At 74.3% G+C, this 16,657-nt stretch carries 13 protein-coding genes; 7 read left to right on the forward strand and 6 right to left on the reverse strand.

The genetic code is table 11. The features are described 5' to 3' along the window. Together ACFC1T_RS19880 and ACFC1T_RS19885 are read left to right on the forward strand one after the other, a co-directional pair. A partial coding sequence (locus tag ACFC1T_RS19880) for a hypothetical protein (RefSeq protein WP_375890294.1) occupies positions 1-198 on the forward strand: 198 nt, incomplete at its 5' end. Between the two features lie 275 nt (positions 199-473). Next, the gene (locus tag ACFC1T_RS19885; RefSeq protein WP_375890295.1) at positions 474-1,220 is read left to right on the forward strand and encodes a G1 family glutamic endopeptidase; all 747 of its coding nucleotides are present in this window, start codon (positions 474-476) and stop codon (positions 1,218-1,220) included. Positions 1,221-1,254: 34 nt separating this feature from the next. Here the strand turns inward: ACFC1T_RS19885 and ACFC1T_RS19890 are convergent, their stop codons facing one another. Beyond that, positions 1,255-2,010: a hypothetical protein gene (locus ACFC1T_RS19890; protein WP_375890297.1), complete on the reverse strand. Its 756-nt coding sequence runs from the start codon at positions 2,008-2,010 to the stop codon at positions 1,255-1,257. A gap of 75 nt (positions 2,011-2,085) precedes the next feature. Here ACFC1T_RS19890 and ACFC1T_RS19895 point away from each other — a divergent pair, with 75 nt between their 5' ends. The 5 genes from ACFC1T_RS19895 to ACFC1T_RS19915 all read left to right on the forward strand — a co-directional run bounded on the left by ACFC1T_RS19895 (position 2,086) and on the right by ACFC1T_RS19915 (position 10,040). Then, positions 2,086-3,327 carry an MFS transporter gene (locus ACFC1T_RS19895; protein WP_375890299.1) on the forward strand — a complete coding sequence of 414 codons (1,242 nt, stop codon included), beginning with the start codon at positions 2,086-2,088 and terminating at the stop codon, positions 3,325-3,327. Next, entirely contained in the window at positions 3,324-4,469 is a 1,146-nt protein-coding gene (locus ACFC1T_RS19900; protein WP_375890301.1) for an aminotransferase class V-fold PLP-dependent enzyme, read from the forward strand. Before ACFC1T_RS19895 ends, ACFC1T_RS19900 begins: the two co-directional genes overlap by 4 nt. Before the next feature lie 304 nt (positions 4,470-4,773). Then, on the forward strand, positions 4,774-7,302 hold the full coding sequence (locus ACFC1T_RS19905; RefSeq protein ID WP_375890303.1) for a hypothetical protein: 2,529 nt from the start codon (positions 4,774-4,776) through the stop codon (positions 7,300-7,302). Then, positions 7,299-8,735 carry a leucyl aminopeptidase gene (locus ACFC1T_RS19910; RefSeq protein ID WP_375890305.1) on the forward strand — a complete coding sequence of 479 codons (1,437 nt, stop codon included), beginning with the start codon at positions 7,299-7,301 and terminating at the stop codon, positions 8,733-8,735. The genes ACFC1T_RS19905 and ACFC1T_RS19910 overlap by 4 nt, the downstream gene beginning before the upstream one ends. Before the next feature lie 177 nt (positions 8,736-8,912). Continuing rightward, a complete protein-coding gene (locus tag ACFC1T_RS19915) occupies positions 8,913-10,040 on the forward strand; it encodes an NADH:flavin oxidoreductase (protein WP_375890307.1) in 1,128 nt (375 codons plus the stop codon). Between the two features lie 63 nt (positions 10,041-10,103). On the opposite strand, the gene ACFC1T_RS19920 is transcribed toward ACFC1T_RS19915, so the two are convergent. The 5 genes from ACFC1T_RS19920 to ACFC1T_RS19940 are packed head-to-tail and all read right to left on the reverse strand — an operon-like array spanning position 10,104 to position 16,654. Beyond that, the gene (locus tag ACFC1T_RS19920; RefSeq protein ID WP_375890309.1) at positions 10,104-10,874 is read right to left on the reverse strand and encodes an SDR family oxidoreductase; all 771 of its coding nucleotides are present in this window, start codon (positions 10,872-10,874) and stop codon (positions 10,104-10,106) included. Positions 10,875-10,921: 47 nt separating this feature from the next. After that, positions 10,922-13,897, reverse strand: a complete 2,976-nt coding sequence (locus tag ACFC1T_RS19925) for an amino acid adenylation domain-containing protein (RefSeq protein WP_375890310.1) — start codon at positions 13,895-13,897, stop codon at positions 10,922-10,924. A 38-nt stretch (positions 13,898-13,935) separates the two neighbouring features. Further along, positions 13,936-14,760: a mycofactocin-coupled SDR family oxidoreductase gene (locus ACFC1T_RS19930; RefSeq protein ID WP_375890312.1), complete on the reverse strand. Its 825-nt coding sequence runs from the start codon at positions 14,758-14,760 to the stop codon at positions 13,936-13,938. After that, positions 14,751-15,515, reverse strand: coding sequence for a thioesterase II family protein (locus ACFC1T_RS19935; protein ID WP_375890314.1), 765 nt, complete (start codon positions 15,513-15,515; stop codon positions 14,751-14,753). Before ACFC1T_RS19935 ends, ACFC1T_RS19930 begins: the two co-directional genes overlap by 10 nt. Beyond that, positions 15,509-16,654 (reverse strand): tryptophan 2,3-dioxygenase family protein, encoded by a 1,146-nt coding sequence (locus tag ACFC1T_RS19940; protein ID WP_375890315.1) that lies wholly within the window; start codon positions 16,652-16,654, stop codon positions 15,509-15,511. Before ACFC1T_RS19940 ends, ACFC1T_RS19935 begins: the two co-directional genes overlap by 7 nt. Positions 16,655-16,657: the final 3 nt, after the last annotated feature.

Genomic DNA, 16,657 nt, shown 5'->3' on the forward strand with positions numbered 1-16,657 from the left:
GATGTTTTCCGCTCCGTTTTCCGGGGCTTCGTCATCCAACTCGCTGGTGTCTTCTGCGGCTTGACGCCCCGTCCGACGTTTCAAACTCTAGCCGACCCTCGCTCCGAAAAGCGAATCCAGCCGCAATCCGATAAAACGCACATGCCACATAAGCACCGAGCCGAGACGCGAAAAGCGAAACGGCAGGCGCAGACCTGACGCGGTGTTTCAAGGGATTGGCCGCCCCGGGACCGTCCGCGCCGATGCGTGTCCGGTGCTCCCTGCCGAGCGACTGGGAGACAGTACCCCCGTCCGGCCCCCGGGACAAACTCGGCTCGTCAGGCCCGGTCACCCGCCCGTACTGGGCTGGGCCGGGCTGGGCCGACCAGGGGAATCCGGGGACCGCCGCCGCTTCGTGGCCCGTCGCCCAGGGCCTTGGCCGCTAGCTTTGTCGACGCTTGGTCAACTCCCCTCGAACACCCCAGGGACCAGCCATGTCCAAAGCCCTTCGGCGCACCTTCGTCGCCGCCACCTCCCTGCTGGCGCTGCTCGCCGGCGCTTCGCCCGCCCTCCCCGCCCAGGGCACCTTCCTGGCCCCGATCGCCGAGCACCACCACGACAGCTCACTGATGTACGGCACCAGCAGTAACTGGTCCGGCTACGCGGCCACCGGCGGCAAGTTCACCAGCGTCAGCGCCGAGTGGACGCAGCCGGAGGTCGTCTGCACCAGCACCAACACCTGGTCCGCCTTCTGGGTCGGTCTGGACGGCGACGGCAGCGAGACGGTCGAGCAAATCGGTACCGAGGCCGATTGTTCGCGCGGCAGGCCGGTCTACTCCTCCTGGTACGAGATGTACCCGGCCTACCCGACGAACTTCCTCAGCACCGTCCACGCCGGCGACCATTTCACCGCGAGCGTGACCACCAACGGCAGCGGCACCTTCACCCTCACCCTCCGCAACACCACGAGGGGCTGGTCCCACAGCGTGGCGAAGACGCTGAAGAACGCTGCCCTGGCCTCCGCCGAGGTGATCGCCGAGGCACCGTCCAGCAGCACCGGCGTCCTTCCGCTCGCCGACTTCGGCACCGTCGGGTTCACCAACGCCAAGGTGAACGGGAAGAGCCTCGGCGCCTCGAACCCGTCGGTCATCGACATGGCCACGAAGGACGGCGTCACCAAGGCGACCACCTCCGGAATCACCGACGGCACCGCGTTCTCGGTGACCTGGAAGCACAGCTGACCGATCCCCCGGCGACGCCTGACGTCCACAACCGTCAGGCGTCGCCCGTCAGCCGTCGGCCCCGCTCCAGGAAGTCCAGCAGCCCGCCGGCGCCACCGAGCCCGTGGACCGTCCGGGCGGCGCCGAACGGCGCGTTCCAGAACTCCCCCTGCTGCCGCTCGTGCGGGCCGACGTAGGCGTACGGCTCCGCGAGGAACGCGTCCCCGGGCGAGAGGCCGTAGTTCACCGCGTCGACGGTGATCCCCAGGTCGAAGTGCTCGGGCCAGATGACCGGCTCCTCCGTAGGGAACAGTTCTCTCAGCGCCGCCTCGCCGAGCGCGAAGCAGTGCGCGAGCCACCGGGCCGCAGCCGGGTCCACCTCGATCGGCCGGTCGGCGGCGACGCCCGGACCGTCCCGGTACACCCCCTCGGGGGCGCCGACGCCGAGCCCGAGGGCCGCGCCGAGCGCGACGCAGCTGGTCCGTTCGAGCGACACCGCCCGCCCGCGGCCCACCAGCTCCGCGCCCACCACCCGCAGCCCCGGCTCGGCCACCGTTCCGAACCCGCCCGGGCGGGCCCGCAGCCGGATCGTCCCGCTCGCCCGGTACTGCGGCCCGGCCAGCACCAGCTCCGCCACCGCGTGCAGGGAGCGACGGGTCCGTACGAGCGTCTCGGCGTCCATGGAGGCATCGTCTCCCGGGAAGCGGGTCCGCGCACGGTCCTGCACCGTCCCGACCGCCACCCCGACCACCACCGGGGCGCGGCCGGAGAGGTCCACCGGGAGGCCCACCACACGGTGCGGAGTTCTCATCGAACTACCTCTTGAAAGTGGGGGGTTGGTGAGGGAATCATGACAGCCCTCACACAACCGGGGAGTTGAGACCTCATGGGCGCCGTGGCGGCCGGCACCGGAACGGCACGGCGGACGGCCGCGGCGAGTCGCCGTCAGCTGGCGGTCCTCCTGACCGCCAAGACGATCTCGGACGTCGGCTACGCGCTCGACTTCATCTGTCTGTCCGTCTTCGTCTGGGAGCTCGACCACTCGGCCCTGGACACCGGGCTGGTCAGCGTGGCGCTGTACGCGGGCGCGATCGCGGGCGGGCGGCTCGGGCACCGCTACGGGGACCGCTGGGACCGCCGCCGGGTGATGATCGGCGCCGACCTCGCCCGGTCGCTCATGCTGGCGCTGCTGGCGGTGCTGCCGGCGGGCGCGCAGAACTGGTGGCTGTACCCGGCGGTCATGGTGATCGGCAGCGGGCGGTCGGTCTTCGAGGCCACGCTGTCCGCCGCCACGCCCGTGCTGGCCGGGCCGCGCACCCCGTCGGTGAACAGCGCGCTGGCCGGGCTCAAGGGGGTGGCCTTCATGGTCGGCATGGGCCTCGCCACCGTCCTGGTCCCCCTGGCCGGGTACCGCTGGGTGTTCGGGCTGGACGCGGCCAGCTACGCGCTCTCGGCCGCGGTGCTGCTCGCGCTGCGCCTGCGGATGAGGGAGCCGGACGGCCCGGCCGCCGGAGCCCGGGAGCGCGCCGGCGCCTGGCCGTTGCTGGTGGCCGCGGGCCTGGCCGGCCTGGTCGTGCTGCGCGGACTGGACGCCTTCGGCAGCGCCTCCCAGCACGTCGGACTGCCGCTGCTGGGCAGCGAACTGCGCCCGGACGAACCGGCCGTGGTCTCCGGCGCGGTGTGGGGCAGTTGGGCGGCCGGGCTGCTGCTGGCCAGCTTCGTGCTGCGGCCCCTGGCCAAGCGCATCGTCGACCGCGCACCGGCCCCGGTGTACTGCGTGGCCACGATGGTGATGTCGCTGGGCTTCATCGGTGTGTTCTGGCTCGACGGCTGGTGGCCGCGGCTGCTGGCGGCGGCCGGGGCTGGTCTGGGCGACGCGCTGAGCGAGATCACCTACAAGCAGTCCCTCCAGCAGCTGCCCGACGGGCGCAGGGGGCGGGCGTTCGGGCTGTCCCAGATCACGGTCAACGCGGGCTTCATGTCCGGTCTGCTCGTCACGAGCCTGGTGCTGCAGCCGGCCTGGGTGGCGCAGTGGGTGCTGCTGCTGCACGGCGTGCCGCTGCTGGTGGCCGGCTGGATGGCGGTCACCGCGACGCGGGCCGTCCGCTCGGCCGGGGCGCTCTCGTGAGCGGGCCCCGCCCGCCGGCCGGCACCGCGAACGGTGAGATCTACCTGGACTACGCCGGACTCGGCCGGCTCCGACCGGCCGCCGTCGCCGCGATGCGCAGCGCCGTGGACGAGGTGCTCCCGTACGGCAGCGCCAGGGTCGGGCCCCTGTTCGGCGCGCGGAACGCCGCCCGGCGGTCCGTCGCCCGGCTGCTCGGCTGCACGCCCGACGAGGTCGCCTTCGTCCCCAACACCTCGACCGGCATCCACCTGGTGGCCGACGGACTGGACTGGCGCCCGGGCGACCAGGTCGTGCTGTTCGACCGGGACTTCCCGGCCAACGTCCGGCCCTGGCTGCGGCTGCGCCGCTTCGGGGTCGAGCCGGTCTGGGTGCCGATGCGGGACGGCGGTCACCGGATCGAGGACGTGGCGGCGGCGGTCGGGCCGGCCACCCGCCTCGTGGCGGTGAGCCACGTCAACTTCGCGACCGGCTTCCGCTGCGACCTCGACCGGATCTGCGCGCTGGCCACCGAGGTCGGGGCGCTGGTCTGCGTGGACGCCGTGCAGAGCTTCGGCGCGCTGCCGCTGTCGGTGGCCGACACCCCGGTGGACTTCCTGGCCGCGGGCGCGCACAAGTGGCTGTGCGGACCGCCGGGCACCGGGGTGTTCTACTGCCGGGCCGACCGGCTGGAGCTGCTGCGCACCACCCCCACCGGCTGGTTCGGCCACCAGGGCGCCGCGGAGGTGTCCAAGGGGCCGGGGCACCTGCGCTACAACCTGCCCGAACGGGCCGGGGCGGCCAGGGTCGAGGGCGGGATGTACGACCTGGTCGGCATGGCCGGGCTCGCCGCCGCGCTGGCCGAGCTGGAGGAGACCGGCATCACCGCGGTCACCGGGCGGGTGCGCACCCTGGCCGACCGGCTGCGCGCCGGGATCGGCGAGCTCGGCTACGACCTGGCGCTCCCCCCGGGCGGCACCGGGCACTCGGGCGTCGTGAGTTTCACCGGCCACCGGACGGAAGGGGTGGAGATCGTCCGGAAATTGGCGTCGGCCGGAATACACGTTTCCGTTCCGGACGGCTGGGTCCGGGTTTCCCCGCATTTCTGGACGACCGACGGAGAAGTGGCCGAGATCCTCTCGGAGCTTGCCGCGCAGAAGCCTTGACGACGCCGTTCCGGTTCCCGAAGAATATCGCCCAACCGCTTCGCCGGACCGGATATCCGGTCCGGCCCGTGAGAAGAGAGGGGTGGCGAAATGGCTTACGAGACCTGGGAGTCCCTGGAGGACGAGGTCGAGATCAGCACTGGTGCGGCGGACTGCTGGACCTGTCTGATCGACGACGCCGGCGTCTGATCCCGGCGCTCCACGCATGCCCCGCGAGGGAATTCCGGTCCGTCCGGATATTCCGTCGCGGGGCATGTCGCCGATCGCCCGGTGGCCGACTCCAGAAAAGCAGAGGAATGACCGCGTGAACCGTTGGGAATTCAGTCACGGAATCGTCGGGGTCAACGCACCGAGTTGGCTCACCTTCGAGGTGCACCGCCCGTACTTCGACGGTGCCGAATCACCGGCCACCGCCGTCCAGGCACGGTCGGCGGTCCTGGCCGCCCGGCGTTTCGAGAATCCCGCTCCGGGCGCGCTGCGGTTCGGCATGACGATGCCCGCGAGCTACCGCCGGCTGCTGGTGCAGGAGTCCCGGCTGACCGCCTACCGGGCGGTGCTCCCGACCGACCTGCCCGACGAGCTGGCCTCCCCCGCCTGGCGGCGGATGACCGAGGCCTACCGGCGGCACGCCGAACTGGACCAGGTGGACCGGTCCGGGCTCGCGCACTGGCTGGTCGCGGTCTGCCTCCCCGCCGCGGTCCTGGAGGTCGTCCCGGAGGACCTCGACCCGGCGGCCTGCCGCGACCAGGTGACGGCGGGCGTCCAGGCCGCCCGCGCGGCCGCCCTGTTCGGCTCCGAAGGCCTCTCCGAGCGGACCACCGCGGCCTACCGGGTGCTGGCCGACCACCCCGCGCCCACGGTCGCCCACGTCCAGGCGGTGGCCGCCTGGGGCTACCTGCTCGCCCGGCACGCCGGGGACGACTCCGCCGCGCCGCTCCTCCTCGACCGTGCCCGGGAGCTCCTCAAGGAGGTCGCGGGCGAGCTCACCCCCTTCACCCACACCGTCCTGACCGCCCGGCTGGCGCTGCGCGAGGTGATGTACGCCGAGCGGCAGCGGGACTTCGGCGGCGCCCGGGCGCTGCTGGCCGACGTCCGGGCGGGCGTCGCCGAGCTGACCGCACCCGACCAGGACGACGCACTGGTCCTGCTGGAGACCCGTCGGCGGCTGCTCGACCGGCACCTGGAGATCGCGGTGCGGATGGGCGACACCGAGGCCGAGCGCACAGCCGTCGAGGAGGGCCTGGCCCTCGATCCGTGGGACGTCAAGATCCGGATGCAGGCGGCGCAGGCCCACGAGCGCGCCGGCGCGCACGAGCAGGCGCTGGCCGGCTACCTGCACGCCGCCCGGCTCGGCCCGTTCGGCACCGGCTTCGCGCTGCTGCGGGCCGCCCACTGCGCGCGCGAACTCGGGGACACCGAGTTCGCGCGGGTGCTCAACGAACGGGCCTTCCGCGCCGCACCGCGCGCCGCCGCCACCCGGGACGCGCTGCTGGAGGCCTGCCGCGAGGACGGCGACCGGCCGCTGGAGGAACTGACCGGGCGCGCCGCCACCCGGGACCGGGAACGGCCGTACGCCAACAACTGGCACTACCGGATGTACGCCTCGTACTTCAACCTGGGCGAGTCCGAATCCCCCGGCCTGTACGCCCGACTGCCCAGCCTCGCCTACGAGTTCGCCGAGCGCGGCGGCGAACGGGCCGAGGTCAACTGGCAGCGCCTCATGCCGCCGGCCTTCCGGGGCAACCTGATCCGCGAGTCCGGGCTGACCGAGTTCGCGGTCGACCACCCGGCCGATCTGCCCGAGCACCTGCGCACACCGCGCTGGAACCGGCTGTGCGAATGGCTGGAGGACTTCGACCGCTGCGACCCCGAGCGACGCCGGCAGGTCGCCATGGTGCTGTACCGGCTCGGGTTCACCAAGCTCGTCCTGGAGCTGGTCCCGCCCGTACCGGTCGACCGGCTCCGGACCCCGGCCGAACTGCGCCTGCACCACTGGCGCGACCTGGTGCGGTACGTCGCCTCGGTCGGCGGAACAGTGGCCGCACCGGAGACCTCCTTCGCCATCGCCGGACACCCCGAGTGCCCGACCCACCTGCGGTTCGTCATCGCCGTGGTGGCGGTGGTGTTCCACGCCCGCGAGACGCGTTCGCAGGAGGAGGCGGCACGCTGGCGGGAGATCGGCGCCCGCGCCCTGGAGGAGCTGCTGGCGGACCCGGACCGGTCGGCGTTCGAGAAGACGATGATGGAGAGCCGGTTCTACCGCAGCGTCAGCTTCGTCCCGTTCATGGCCGAGGACCGCGCCTGGCTGGCCCGCGACATGGACAGCGCCGAGGAGCTGGCCCGGGCGGTGCCCGCCGAGGGGCCGTACCAGGAGTTCCTCAAGCGGGAGAACCTGCGGGCCTGCGTGGAGAGCCGCTCCAAGGAGTGCTACGCGTTCGGCGAGGACGACCGCGGTGACCTCCTGGTCGCGGAGGCGCTGGCCCTGGACCCGTACGAGCCCAAGACCCACATCGAGGTGGCGGAGGGCCTGCTGCGGCGCGACCGCCCCCGGGAGGCGGCCGACAGCTTCCTGCGGACCGCCCGGCTCGGCCCGGTCTCCACCGCGTTCGGCTACGCGGCCGCGGCCGAGTGCTTCCGGCGGGCCGGCCGGCCGGTCCTGGCCGAGGACTGCTACCTCCAGGCCCTCAGGGTGGACCCGTACGCGATCTCCGCGGCGCGCGGCTGGGCGGCCGTCGGCGCGGCCGACGGCATGGCCGAACTGGCCAGTGCCTACCTCGCCGACCTGGAGGCCTGGGGCGCGGCCCGGCGCGCCGCCCGACGGGAGCGGGCGTGAGCGTCACCTGGGTGCTGCGCCCCGAGCCCGGCCCGGGGGCGGAGGCCGTCGTACGGCCGGTGCGGGTCGGCGAACTGCCCGCCGACCTGCCCGCCGCGTTCCTCACCGGCACCGGGTTCAGCGGCGAGGTGGGCGAGGTGCTGCAACTGCCCGGCACCCCCGTGACCGTGCTGCTCGGGGTCGGGCCGCGGGACCGGACCGACCGGGACGCGATCCGGGCCGCGGCGGCCGGACTGGCCCGGGCCGTCGGCGCCTACCGGCGGCTGGCCGTCCACCCGCCGGGCCCGGACCTCCGGCCGCTGGTCGAGGGGTACCTGCTCGGCGGGTACCGGTTCACCCGGTACCGGAGCGGCGCGGCCGCGCCGACCGACCAGCTCGTCGAGGTGCTCACCCCCGGGACACCGGACGCCGCCCGCGGCCTGTTCGAGGGCCGCAGGCTGGCCGAGGCCGTGCTCCTGGCCCGGGACCTGGTCAACGAACCGGGCGAGGCCCTCACCCCGACCGTGTTCGCCGACCGTGCGGTCGAGCTCGCCGCGGCGACCGGTCTGGAGTGCGAGGTCTGGGACGGCCGCCGGATCGCCGACGAGCGGCTGGGCGGACTGCTCGGGGTCAGCCGGGGCTCCCTGGAGCCGCCCAGGCTGGTCAAGCTGGGCTACCGGCCGGACGGCCGGGCCGACGGTACGACAGGGGCCGCACGGATCGCGCTGGTCGGCAAGGGCGTCACCTTCGACGCCGGCGGCCTGTCCCTCAAGCCCAACGCGCAACTGGCCGGGATGAAGGCCGACATGGCCGGGGCGGCCGCCGTCCTCGGGGCGATGTCCGTCCTCGACGCGCTGGACTGCCCCGTCGCGGTGGACGCCTGGCTGCCGCTCACCGAGAACATGCCCAACGCCGACCCGATCCGGGTCGGCGACGTCCTGGTCATGCGCAACGGCACCACCGTCGAGATCTGCCACGCGGACGCCGAGGGACGGCTGATCATGGCCGACGCCCTGGTCCTGGCCGGCGAGACCGGGCCGCAGGCGATCATCGACATCGCCACCCTCACCGACGCCGCCGCGATCGCCCTGGGCCGCCGGGTCGCCGCGCTGATGGGCACCGACGACACCCTGGTGGAGCGCCTGCGCGCGGCCGGCACCCGGGCCGGGGAGCCGCTCTGGCCGCTGCCGCTGCCCGACGCGTACCGGCCCCAACTCCGCTCCCGGATCGCCGACCTGGTCAACTACACCCTCGGCACCCGGCACGGCACCGCGCTGCTCGCCGGCCACTTCCTGCGCGAGTTCGTCCCGCCCGGCATCCCCTGGGCCCACCTCGACATCCAGGGCACCGCCCTCGCCGACGGGACCGACGCGGAATGGGTCGCCGGCGCCACCGGCTTCGGTGTCCGCACCCTGGCGGAGTTCCTCACCGGCCACCCCCACCCGCCCGTCTGACCGTCCGCCCGCGCGGAGCGGCCCGCGGCGACCCGGGACCGGCACGCGGGCGGCGCGGAGTGGCGTGGATCACGCCGGGATCCGGACGGAGGGCGAAATGCCGGGGCCGCCGCGGTGGTTGGCACCGGCGATCACCGCTGACCCGGCGCACCCCACCGCTACCCGCGAGGAAACCCCATGACCGTCACCGAGCCTTCCTCCTCCCGCGCGGCCGAGATCCTCTCCCGGCCCGTCACGATCAACGGGCTGACCGTGCCCAACCGCATCGCCATGGCGCCGATGACGCGCCAGTTCTCCCCGGGCGGCGTCCCCGGCGAGAACGTGAGCGCCTACTACGCCCGCCGCGCCGCCGCGGGCGTCGGCCTGATCGTCACCGAGGGCACCTACGTCAACCACGAGTCCGCCGGGCAGAGCGACAGCATCCCGCGCTTCCACGGCGAGGAGCAGCTCGCCGGGTGGGCCCGCGTCGCCGCCGAGGTGCACGCGGCGGGCGGCACCATCGTGCCGCAGCTCTGGCACATCGGCATGGTGCGCAAGCAGGGCGAGCCGCCGGTCGCCGACGCCCCGGCCGTCGGCCCCTCCGGCATCCGGCTCGACGGCACCGAGGGCACCGGCCGGGCGATGACCCGGACCGACCTGGACGCCGTCATAGCCGCCTTCGCCGAGGCCGCCGCGGCCGCCGAGCGGATCGGCTTCGACGGCGTCGAGCTGCACGGCGCCCACGGCTACCTGCTCGACCAGTTCCTGTGGGCCGGCACCAACCGCCGCACCGACGGCTACGGCGGCGACCCGGTCGCCCGGACGAAGTTCACCGCCGAACTCGTCGCGGCCGTGCGCACCGCCGTCTCCCCCGAGTTCCCGGTGATCTTCCGCTACTCGCAGTGGAAGTCGGAGAACTACGACGCCCGGCTCGCCGAGACCCCGCAGGAGCTGGAGTCGATCCTCGCCCCGCTCGCCGAGGCCGGCGTGGACGCCTTCCACGCCTCCACCCGCCGCTACTGGGTCCCCGAGTTCGACGGCTCCGACCTCAACCTGGCCGGCTGGACCAAGAAGCTCACCGGCCGCCCCACCATCACCGTGGGCTCCGTCGGCCTGGCCGGCGACGTCATCGCCGCCTTCGCCGGCGAGGGCTCCGACACCCAGGGCATCGACAACCTCCTCGACCGCCTGGAGCGCGACGAGTTCGACCTCGTCGCGATCGGCCGCGCCCTGCTCCAGGACCCGCAGTGGGCCGCCAAGGTCCTCGGCGGACGCTTCTCCGAGCTGCGCCCCTACGACGCCGCCGCCGTCCGCACCCTGAGCTGACCGGCAGCGGCGACACCGGCGGGGGGATTGCCGATCCCCCCGCCGGTGCGACGGGGTCGGGGTTCACGGCTGGAAGCGGATCCCGCCGTCGAAGCGGATCGTCTCGCCGTTCACGTAGTCGTTCTCGATCAGGAAGCGCACCAGGTGCGCGAACTCCGCGGCCCGGCCGGCCCGCCTGGGGAAGGGGACGGGCGCGACCAGCTTGGCCTTGAACGCCTCGGCGGCCTCGCCCTCGCCGTAGATCGGCGTGTCGATGATGCCCGGGCAGATCGTGTTGACCCGGACGCCGACCGCCGCCAGGTCGCGGGCGGCGGGCAGGGTCAGGCCGACGATGCCCGCCTTGGAGGCGGCGTAGGCGACCTGGCCCGTCTGGCCCTCCAGCGCCGCGACGGACGCCGTGTTGACCACCACGCCGCGCAGGCCGTCGGCGTCGACGGGCGCCGTCCGGGCGATCCGCGCGGCGCCGATCCGCAGCAGGTTGAAGGTGCCGACCAGGTTGACCCGGACGACGTTCTCGAACTGGCCGAGGTCGTGCGGGGCGCCGTCCCGCCCGACCGTCCGGGAGGCCCAGGCGATACCGGCGCTGTTGACGATGACGCGCAGCGGGAGGCCGGTGTCGACGGCGGCCTGGACGGCGGCCTCCACCTGCGCCTCGTCGGTCACGTCCGTCCTGACGAAGAGGCCGCCGACCTCGTCGGCCAGCGCCTTGCCCGGCTGCTCGCCGAGGTCGGCGATCACCACCTTGACGCCGTGGGCGGCCAGTTCGCGGACGGTGGCCGCGCCGAGTCCGCTCGCGCCGCCGGATACCACCGCGGAGATCCCGTTCGTGTCCATGGCTCGCAGTACCTTCTTCCAGGATCGGTTGGTCAGGGCAGGGCCGGTCAGGGCCGGTCGGTGCCGGGCGCGTCGCGCCGGGCGGCGACGAGCCGGATGAACGTGTCGGCGGTCGAGTTGCGGTAGAAGTCACGGGGCGCGATCCTCGGCAGCCCCCGCTCCTGCAAGGACCTGAGCACCCGCAGCACCAGCAGCGAATTGCCGCCCAGCAGGAAGAAGTTGTCGGCCATGGACACCTCGGCCCCCAGGTGGTGGCTCCAGATGCCCAGGACCTCCGCGGCGAGGTCGTCGGTCGCGGCCGTACCAGTCGCGGTGGCGTCGGCCCGGCCGACGGCCCGACCGGCGGCGGCCGGTGGCGGGAGCCGGTCGAGGTCCGGTTTGCCGTTGGTGGTGAGCGGGACCGCGGGGATCCGGGTGAGCGTGGCGGGGACCATGTAGTCGGGCAGGATGCGGCGGGCGCTGTCGAGGATCCGTACGGTGTCGGCGTCCCCGGCCTCTCCGGCCTCCTGCGCTTCTCCGGCCAGCACGACGTAGGCGTCGATCCGGCTGCTCGCCGGATCGTCGGGAGCCGCCGCGGTGGCGACGACGACGGCCTCGCTCACCGCCGGGTCGGCCGCCAGCACGGCCCGGATCTCGCCCGGTTCGATCCGGTGCCCGCGGATCTTGACCTGCTGGTCCAGCCGTCCGAGGTGGTCGAGGCTGCCGTCGGGGCGCAGCCGCCCCTGGTCCCCGCTGCGGTAGAGGCGTTCGCCCGTCGCCTCGTCGGTGACGAACCGCTGGGCCGTGAGCTCCGGCCGGCCCAGGTAGCCCGCCGCGAGTCCGGCGCCGCCCACGTGGATCTCGCCCGCCGCCCCCGGTGGCAGGACGCGTCCCCGCGCGTCCCGGACGGAGACCGACCAGCCGGGCAGGGCGCGTCCGACCGAACGGGAGCCGGCGACCACCTCGGCCGGGGTGATCGTCTGGGCGGTCACGTGCACGGTGGTCTCGGTGATGCCGTACATGTTCACCACCCGGCACCGGGTCGGGGAGTGCCCGGCGAACCAGGGGGCGAGCAGCGCCACGTCGAGCGGTTCGCCGCCGAACACCAGCAGGCGCACCGACAGTTCGGCCTTCGCGGCCCGGTCCGCGCGGACGAGTTGGGCGAAGGCCGACGGGGTCTGGTTGAGGACGGTGACCCGCTGCTCGACCAGGAGCCGGTGGAACTCCTCGGGGTCGCGCGCCGTCCAGTGCGGGACGACGACGAGGCGTCCGCCGCTGAGCAGGCAGCCCCAGGTCTCCCAGACCGAGAAGTCGAAGGCGGTGGAGTGGAACAGCGTCCAGACGTCGTCGGGGCGCAGCGCGAAGTCCGGACCGGTCGCCGCCAGCAGGGCGGTCACGTTGCGGTGCGGGACGACCACACCCTTGGGGCGGCCGGTGGACCCGGACGTGTAGATCACGTAGGCGTCGTCGGCGGGGGTTCCCGGCCGTCGGTCGCCGCCCCCGCCGGGCAGGCCGAGGGCGCTCAGCTCGTCGAGGCCCACGACCCGGACGTCCGCGACGGCGGGGAAGGACTCCGCGTCGGCGACGACGAGGGGCAGTCGCGCGTCCTCGACGACGTACCGCAGCCGGTCCGCCGGGTAGCGGACGTCCATCGGGACGTAGGCGCACCCGGCTTTCAGGATGCCGAGCATCGCGACGACCACCGAGGCGTCGCGGTCCAGGCAGACACCGACCTTGCTCCCCGGGGCGACTCCGAGGGCGTGCAGGCCTGCCGCGACCAGGCCGGCGCGCTCGTCGAGCTGTCCGTACGTCAGCTCTCCGTGCCCGTCGGTCAGCGCCACCGCGTCGGGGCGTCGGCGGGCCGCCTCCTCGAAGCAGTCGTCGATCCGCCGGTCGGCGCCGGGGCCGGGGGCCCGGCCGGCGCCGCCCCGGTGCAGGACCCGGGCCGTCTCCTCCGGGGTCAGGGGCGGCAGCGTGGCCGGCACGGTCGTGCCGGAGTCGGCCGCGAACCGTGCGGCCAGCCGCTCGACCGAGGCGCAGAAGGTGTCGGCCACCTCCGGGGCGAGGACGCCCTCGTCGAACCAGCAGGACGCCTCGACCGCGCCGTCGGGGCGTTCCAGGAGGTGCACGGTGATCGGGAAGACGGGCGTCAGGCAGGGCAGGTAGGTGCAGCCGTCCCAGGCCTCGGCGTGGACGACGCCGACCGCCGGGAGCTCCGGACCGGGGGCCGGACCAGGGGAGAGGCCGGTTTCGGGTCCAGGTGCGGCGAGTCGGTCGGCGACGCTCTGCTGCTCGTCGATCTGCCGGGTGCTCAGGCGCGCGCGCTCCGCTCGTCCGCGTGCCACGTCGAGGTGCCCGATCGTCACGGTCTCCGTTCCGGCGTACCGGGCGACGGTGAGGGCGAGGGCCTCCAGGAGCAGCCGCGCGGTCCCCGGTCCCAGGCCCGCTCCGGGGCCGGGCACGGCGAGCGGGCGGGCGCTGACGGTACCGCCACGGTGCCGGTCCCCCAGGCCCCAGTCGGCCGGGGCGGGCGCGGCACACGGGGTGGACGGGGTGGACGGCGCGGACGGCGCGTCGGCGGACGGCGGCTCCACCGCCGCCCCGGTGAGCAGGGCCCCGGCCAGCTGCTCCAGCAGGGCGCGCGGGACGAGGTGGCGCAGGGCGACGAGCACCAGGTCCGCGGTTCCGTCGGCGTACGTCAGCCGGACGGCGCGGAGCGGGGAGCGTTCGTCGCCGACCGGGCGCAGCAGCTCCCGCCGGGCCCGCGCGGCGGCCCGCGGGTCGTCCCGGGCGGTCGGGACCCTGGTCTCCCAGAGCCGGGGCGAGCCGAGCTCCGGCCGGTGGCGGGCGGCCTGCTCCAGCCGTCGGCCGGTGTCGTCCGGGCCGGGCGTGCCGGGCAGCCGGGCGATCACCCCGTGGCAGGCCCGCCCCTGCGCGGGCAGCCGCAGGCCGGAGGGCAGCCCGGGGTGCGCCCGGTCGTGGCCGGTGCCGGTGGGCGGTCCGGCCACGGGTGGGGGCGGCGTCACTTCGGTCTGTGCAACCACGGTCGGCCTCCTGCCGAGCTCTGGACGGTCCGGTGCCGTCACCGGGTGACGAAGCCGCCGTCGACGGTGAGGACCGTTCCGGTCACCCGGCGGGAGTCGTCCCCGGCCAGCCAGAGCGCCGCCCCGGCCACGTCGGCGGGTTCGACGAGCGCGTTCATGGGCTGGTCGCGGAGGAAGGCCTCCTCGTGGCCCTCCGGCGGCAGGTCGAGGGAGCGGGCGATCTCGGTGAGCATCCGGCCCTCGACCAGCGGGTCGTCGCGCACCGAGCCGGGGCAGAGCGCGTTGACCCGGATCCGGTGGGGCGCGTAGTCCAGGGCCGCGGCCTTGGTCAGGCCGATGAGTCCGTGCTTGGCGGCGACGTACCCCGCGAAGTAGCGGTAGCCGACCAGTCCGGCGGTCGAGGAGACGTTGATGATGCTCCCGGACCCCTGCTCGACCATGCCCGGCGCGACCGCCCTGATCATCCGCCAGGCGCCGGAGAGGTTGACGTCCAGCATGAGCGCCCAGTCGCGCTCGCTGGTCTCGTGCACCGGGCGGCCGGACGGCGCCGCGATGCCGGCGTTGTTGACGAGCACGTCGATCCGGTGGAAGCGCTCCAGCGCCCGGCCGACCGCCTCCTGCACGCCCGCCGGGTCGCGCAGGTCGACCGCGGCGGTGACGACCGCGCTGCCGTGCTCCTCGCACAGCTCGGCCGTGTGGTCCAGCTGGCTGCGGCTGCCCAGCGGGTAGTCCACGCCGTCCAGGTCGCCGGCGAGGTCGAGGAGCACCAGGTCGGCGCCCTCGCGGGCGAAGCGGAGGGCGCACGCGCGGCCGAGCCCGCGGGCCGCTCCCGTGATCACGGCGGTCCGGTCCGTCAGCTGCATGTCCGCGCTTCCTCCGTCCCCTGCTCGGTGCGGCCCCGGGCGACGGCCCGCAGCAGGGCTTCGGGCGAGTCGACCAGGTACATGTGGCCGCCGGGCAGTTCGAGGTAGCGGAACTCCCCCTCGGTGACGTCCTGCCACTGCCGGGCCTGCGCGGCGGTGACCAGGTCGTCCTCGGCGCCCCGCAGCGAGGTGACCGGGACGCGCAGGGGCTCGGTCGTGCTCGGCGCGTAGTCCTCGTGCATGGCGACGTCGGCGCGGAGCACCGGCAGCAGGACCTCCCGCAGGTCCGGGTCGTCGAAGGCCTCGTGCCGGTAGCCGGCGAACTCCTGGACGCGGGCCAGGAATTCGGTGTCGTCCAGCCCGGTGGCGCGGGCCTCGCGCCCGTTCGACGGGCCGGGTGAGCCGCTGACGTACAGGTGCTCCGGGCCTCCGTCGCCCTGCCGGTCGAGGGCGAGCGCGATCTCGTAGCTGAGCACGGCGCCGAGGCTGTGGCCGAGGAGCGCGAACCGCCGGCCTTCGGTGAGTTCGGCGATCCGGGGGGTGAGCAGGGCGACGGCCTGGGCCACCTCGGTGAGCGGTTCGTCCAGGAACAGCTCCTCCCGCCCGGGCAGTTGGACCGGCAGCACCGTCAGGCCGGGCACCGCGAGGTCGGCCCAGGCGCGGTAGAAGCCGGCCCCGCTCCCGGCGAAGGGCAGGCACACCAGGGTGAGTCGCTCGGTCGGCATGGTCTCCTCGTTCTCTCCGGTGGTCAGCACGTGAGGAAGGTCCGGACGCCCCGGGACCGCTCGGGTGCCGGAAGGCCCCGCTTCTCCACGAACCTCTTGAGGTAGTTCGCGCCTTCGGTGCCGCCGGAGCCGGTGAGCTCGGGGGTCAGGTACCGGACGGCGAAGCCGTAGTGGCGCCCGCGCCAACGGCGGAGCACCCGTAGCAGTGCGTCGAGGTGGCGGTCCATCTCGCCGTCCCCGGCGGCCCGCACCCGGGCACCCTGGGCCTGCCACTCCTCGGCGAGGATCCCGCGCAGTTCGGCCAGGTGCCCGTACTCCGCGAGGACCTTCTCCTTCTCCGGGTCCAGGCCGTAGAGCACGATCTCCATGGCGTGGTAGTTCATGGACTGCACGGCGCTGGCGTCGCCGGTCTCCGCCCGGAACTCCATGAAGCGCTCGGGCGACATCGTCCACAGCGCGCTGAACACGCCGTTCAGCAGTTCGGCCGTCAGCACGGCCTGGCGGAGCCTGGTCCGGGCCTCCCGCCGGTCGCCCGCGCAGGTCTCGGCGGCCCGCAGCACGAGGGCGCGGACCAGGAAGAAGACCATCTCGCAGGCGTGCACGGAGCGCAGGAAGAGGTGCTCGTCGTGCTTGTCGGACTGTGGGAAGCCGGTGCACTCGGCCAGCACGAAGCGGTTCCAGCGCGCCCGCGGGTCGCTCTCCCGGGCGCGCAGCGCCTCCCCCAGCGGGACCGCCCCGGCCGGGTCGAAGGTCAGTTCCGCCACCCGGTCGAGCGGGGCCCGCAGCCGCTGCTGCCGCTCGGCCGAGGTCGCGGGGTCGATCGCTCCGGCCGGGGCGGCCCGCTCCACTGCGAGCAGGGCGGTCAGTGAGACCGCCAACGCCTCGGCTGCGCCGGTCAGTTGGTCGTCCGGCCGCTGCTCCAGGAACCAGTCGAAGATGTGCAGGTCGGTGTAGCGGTAGTACCTCGGTATGTCCGTCGTCCGGCTGAACGGCCGGGTCAGCAGTCCGAGCAGTTCCGCCTCGCCGTCCGCCTCCCCGTCGGCGGGCGCCGGGGGCCGGTCGTGGTACCCGGCCAGCTCGTCGAGCCGTTCGGGTGCGAGCGCCGCGCGGCCGCGCTCCCGCTGGATCCTGACGATGTGTGCGCAGTGTTCCGGTAAGCGCGGTTCCACGGG

Source organism: Kitasatospora sp. NPDC056076 (genome assembly GCF_042266305.1).
GTDB lineage: Bacteria > Actinomycetota > Actinomycetes > Streptomycetales > Streptomycetaceae > Kitasatospora.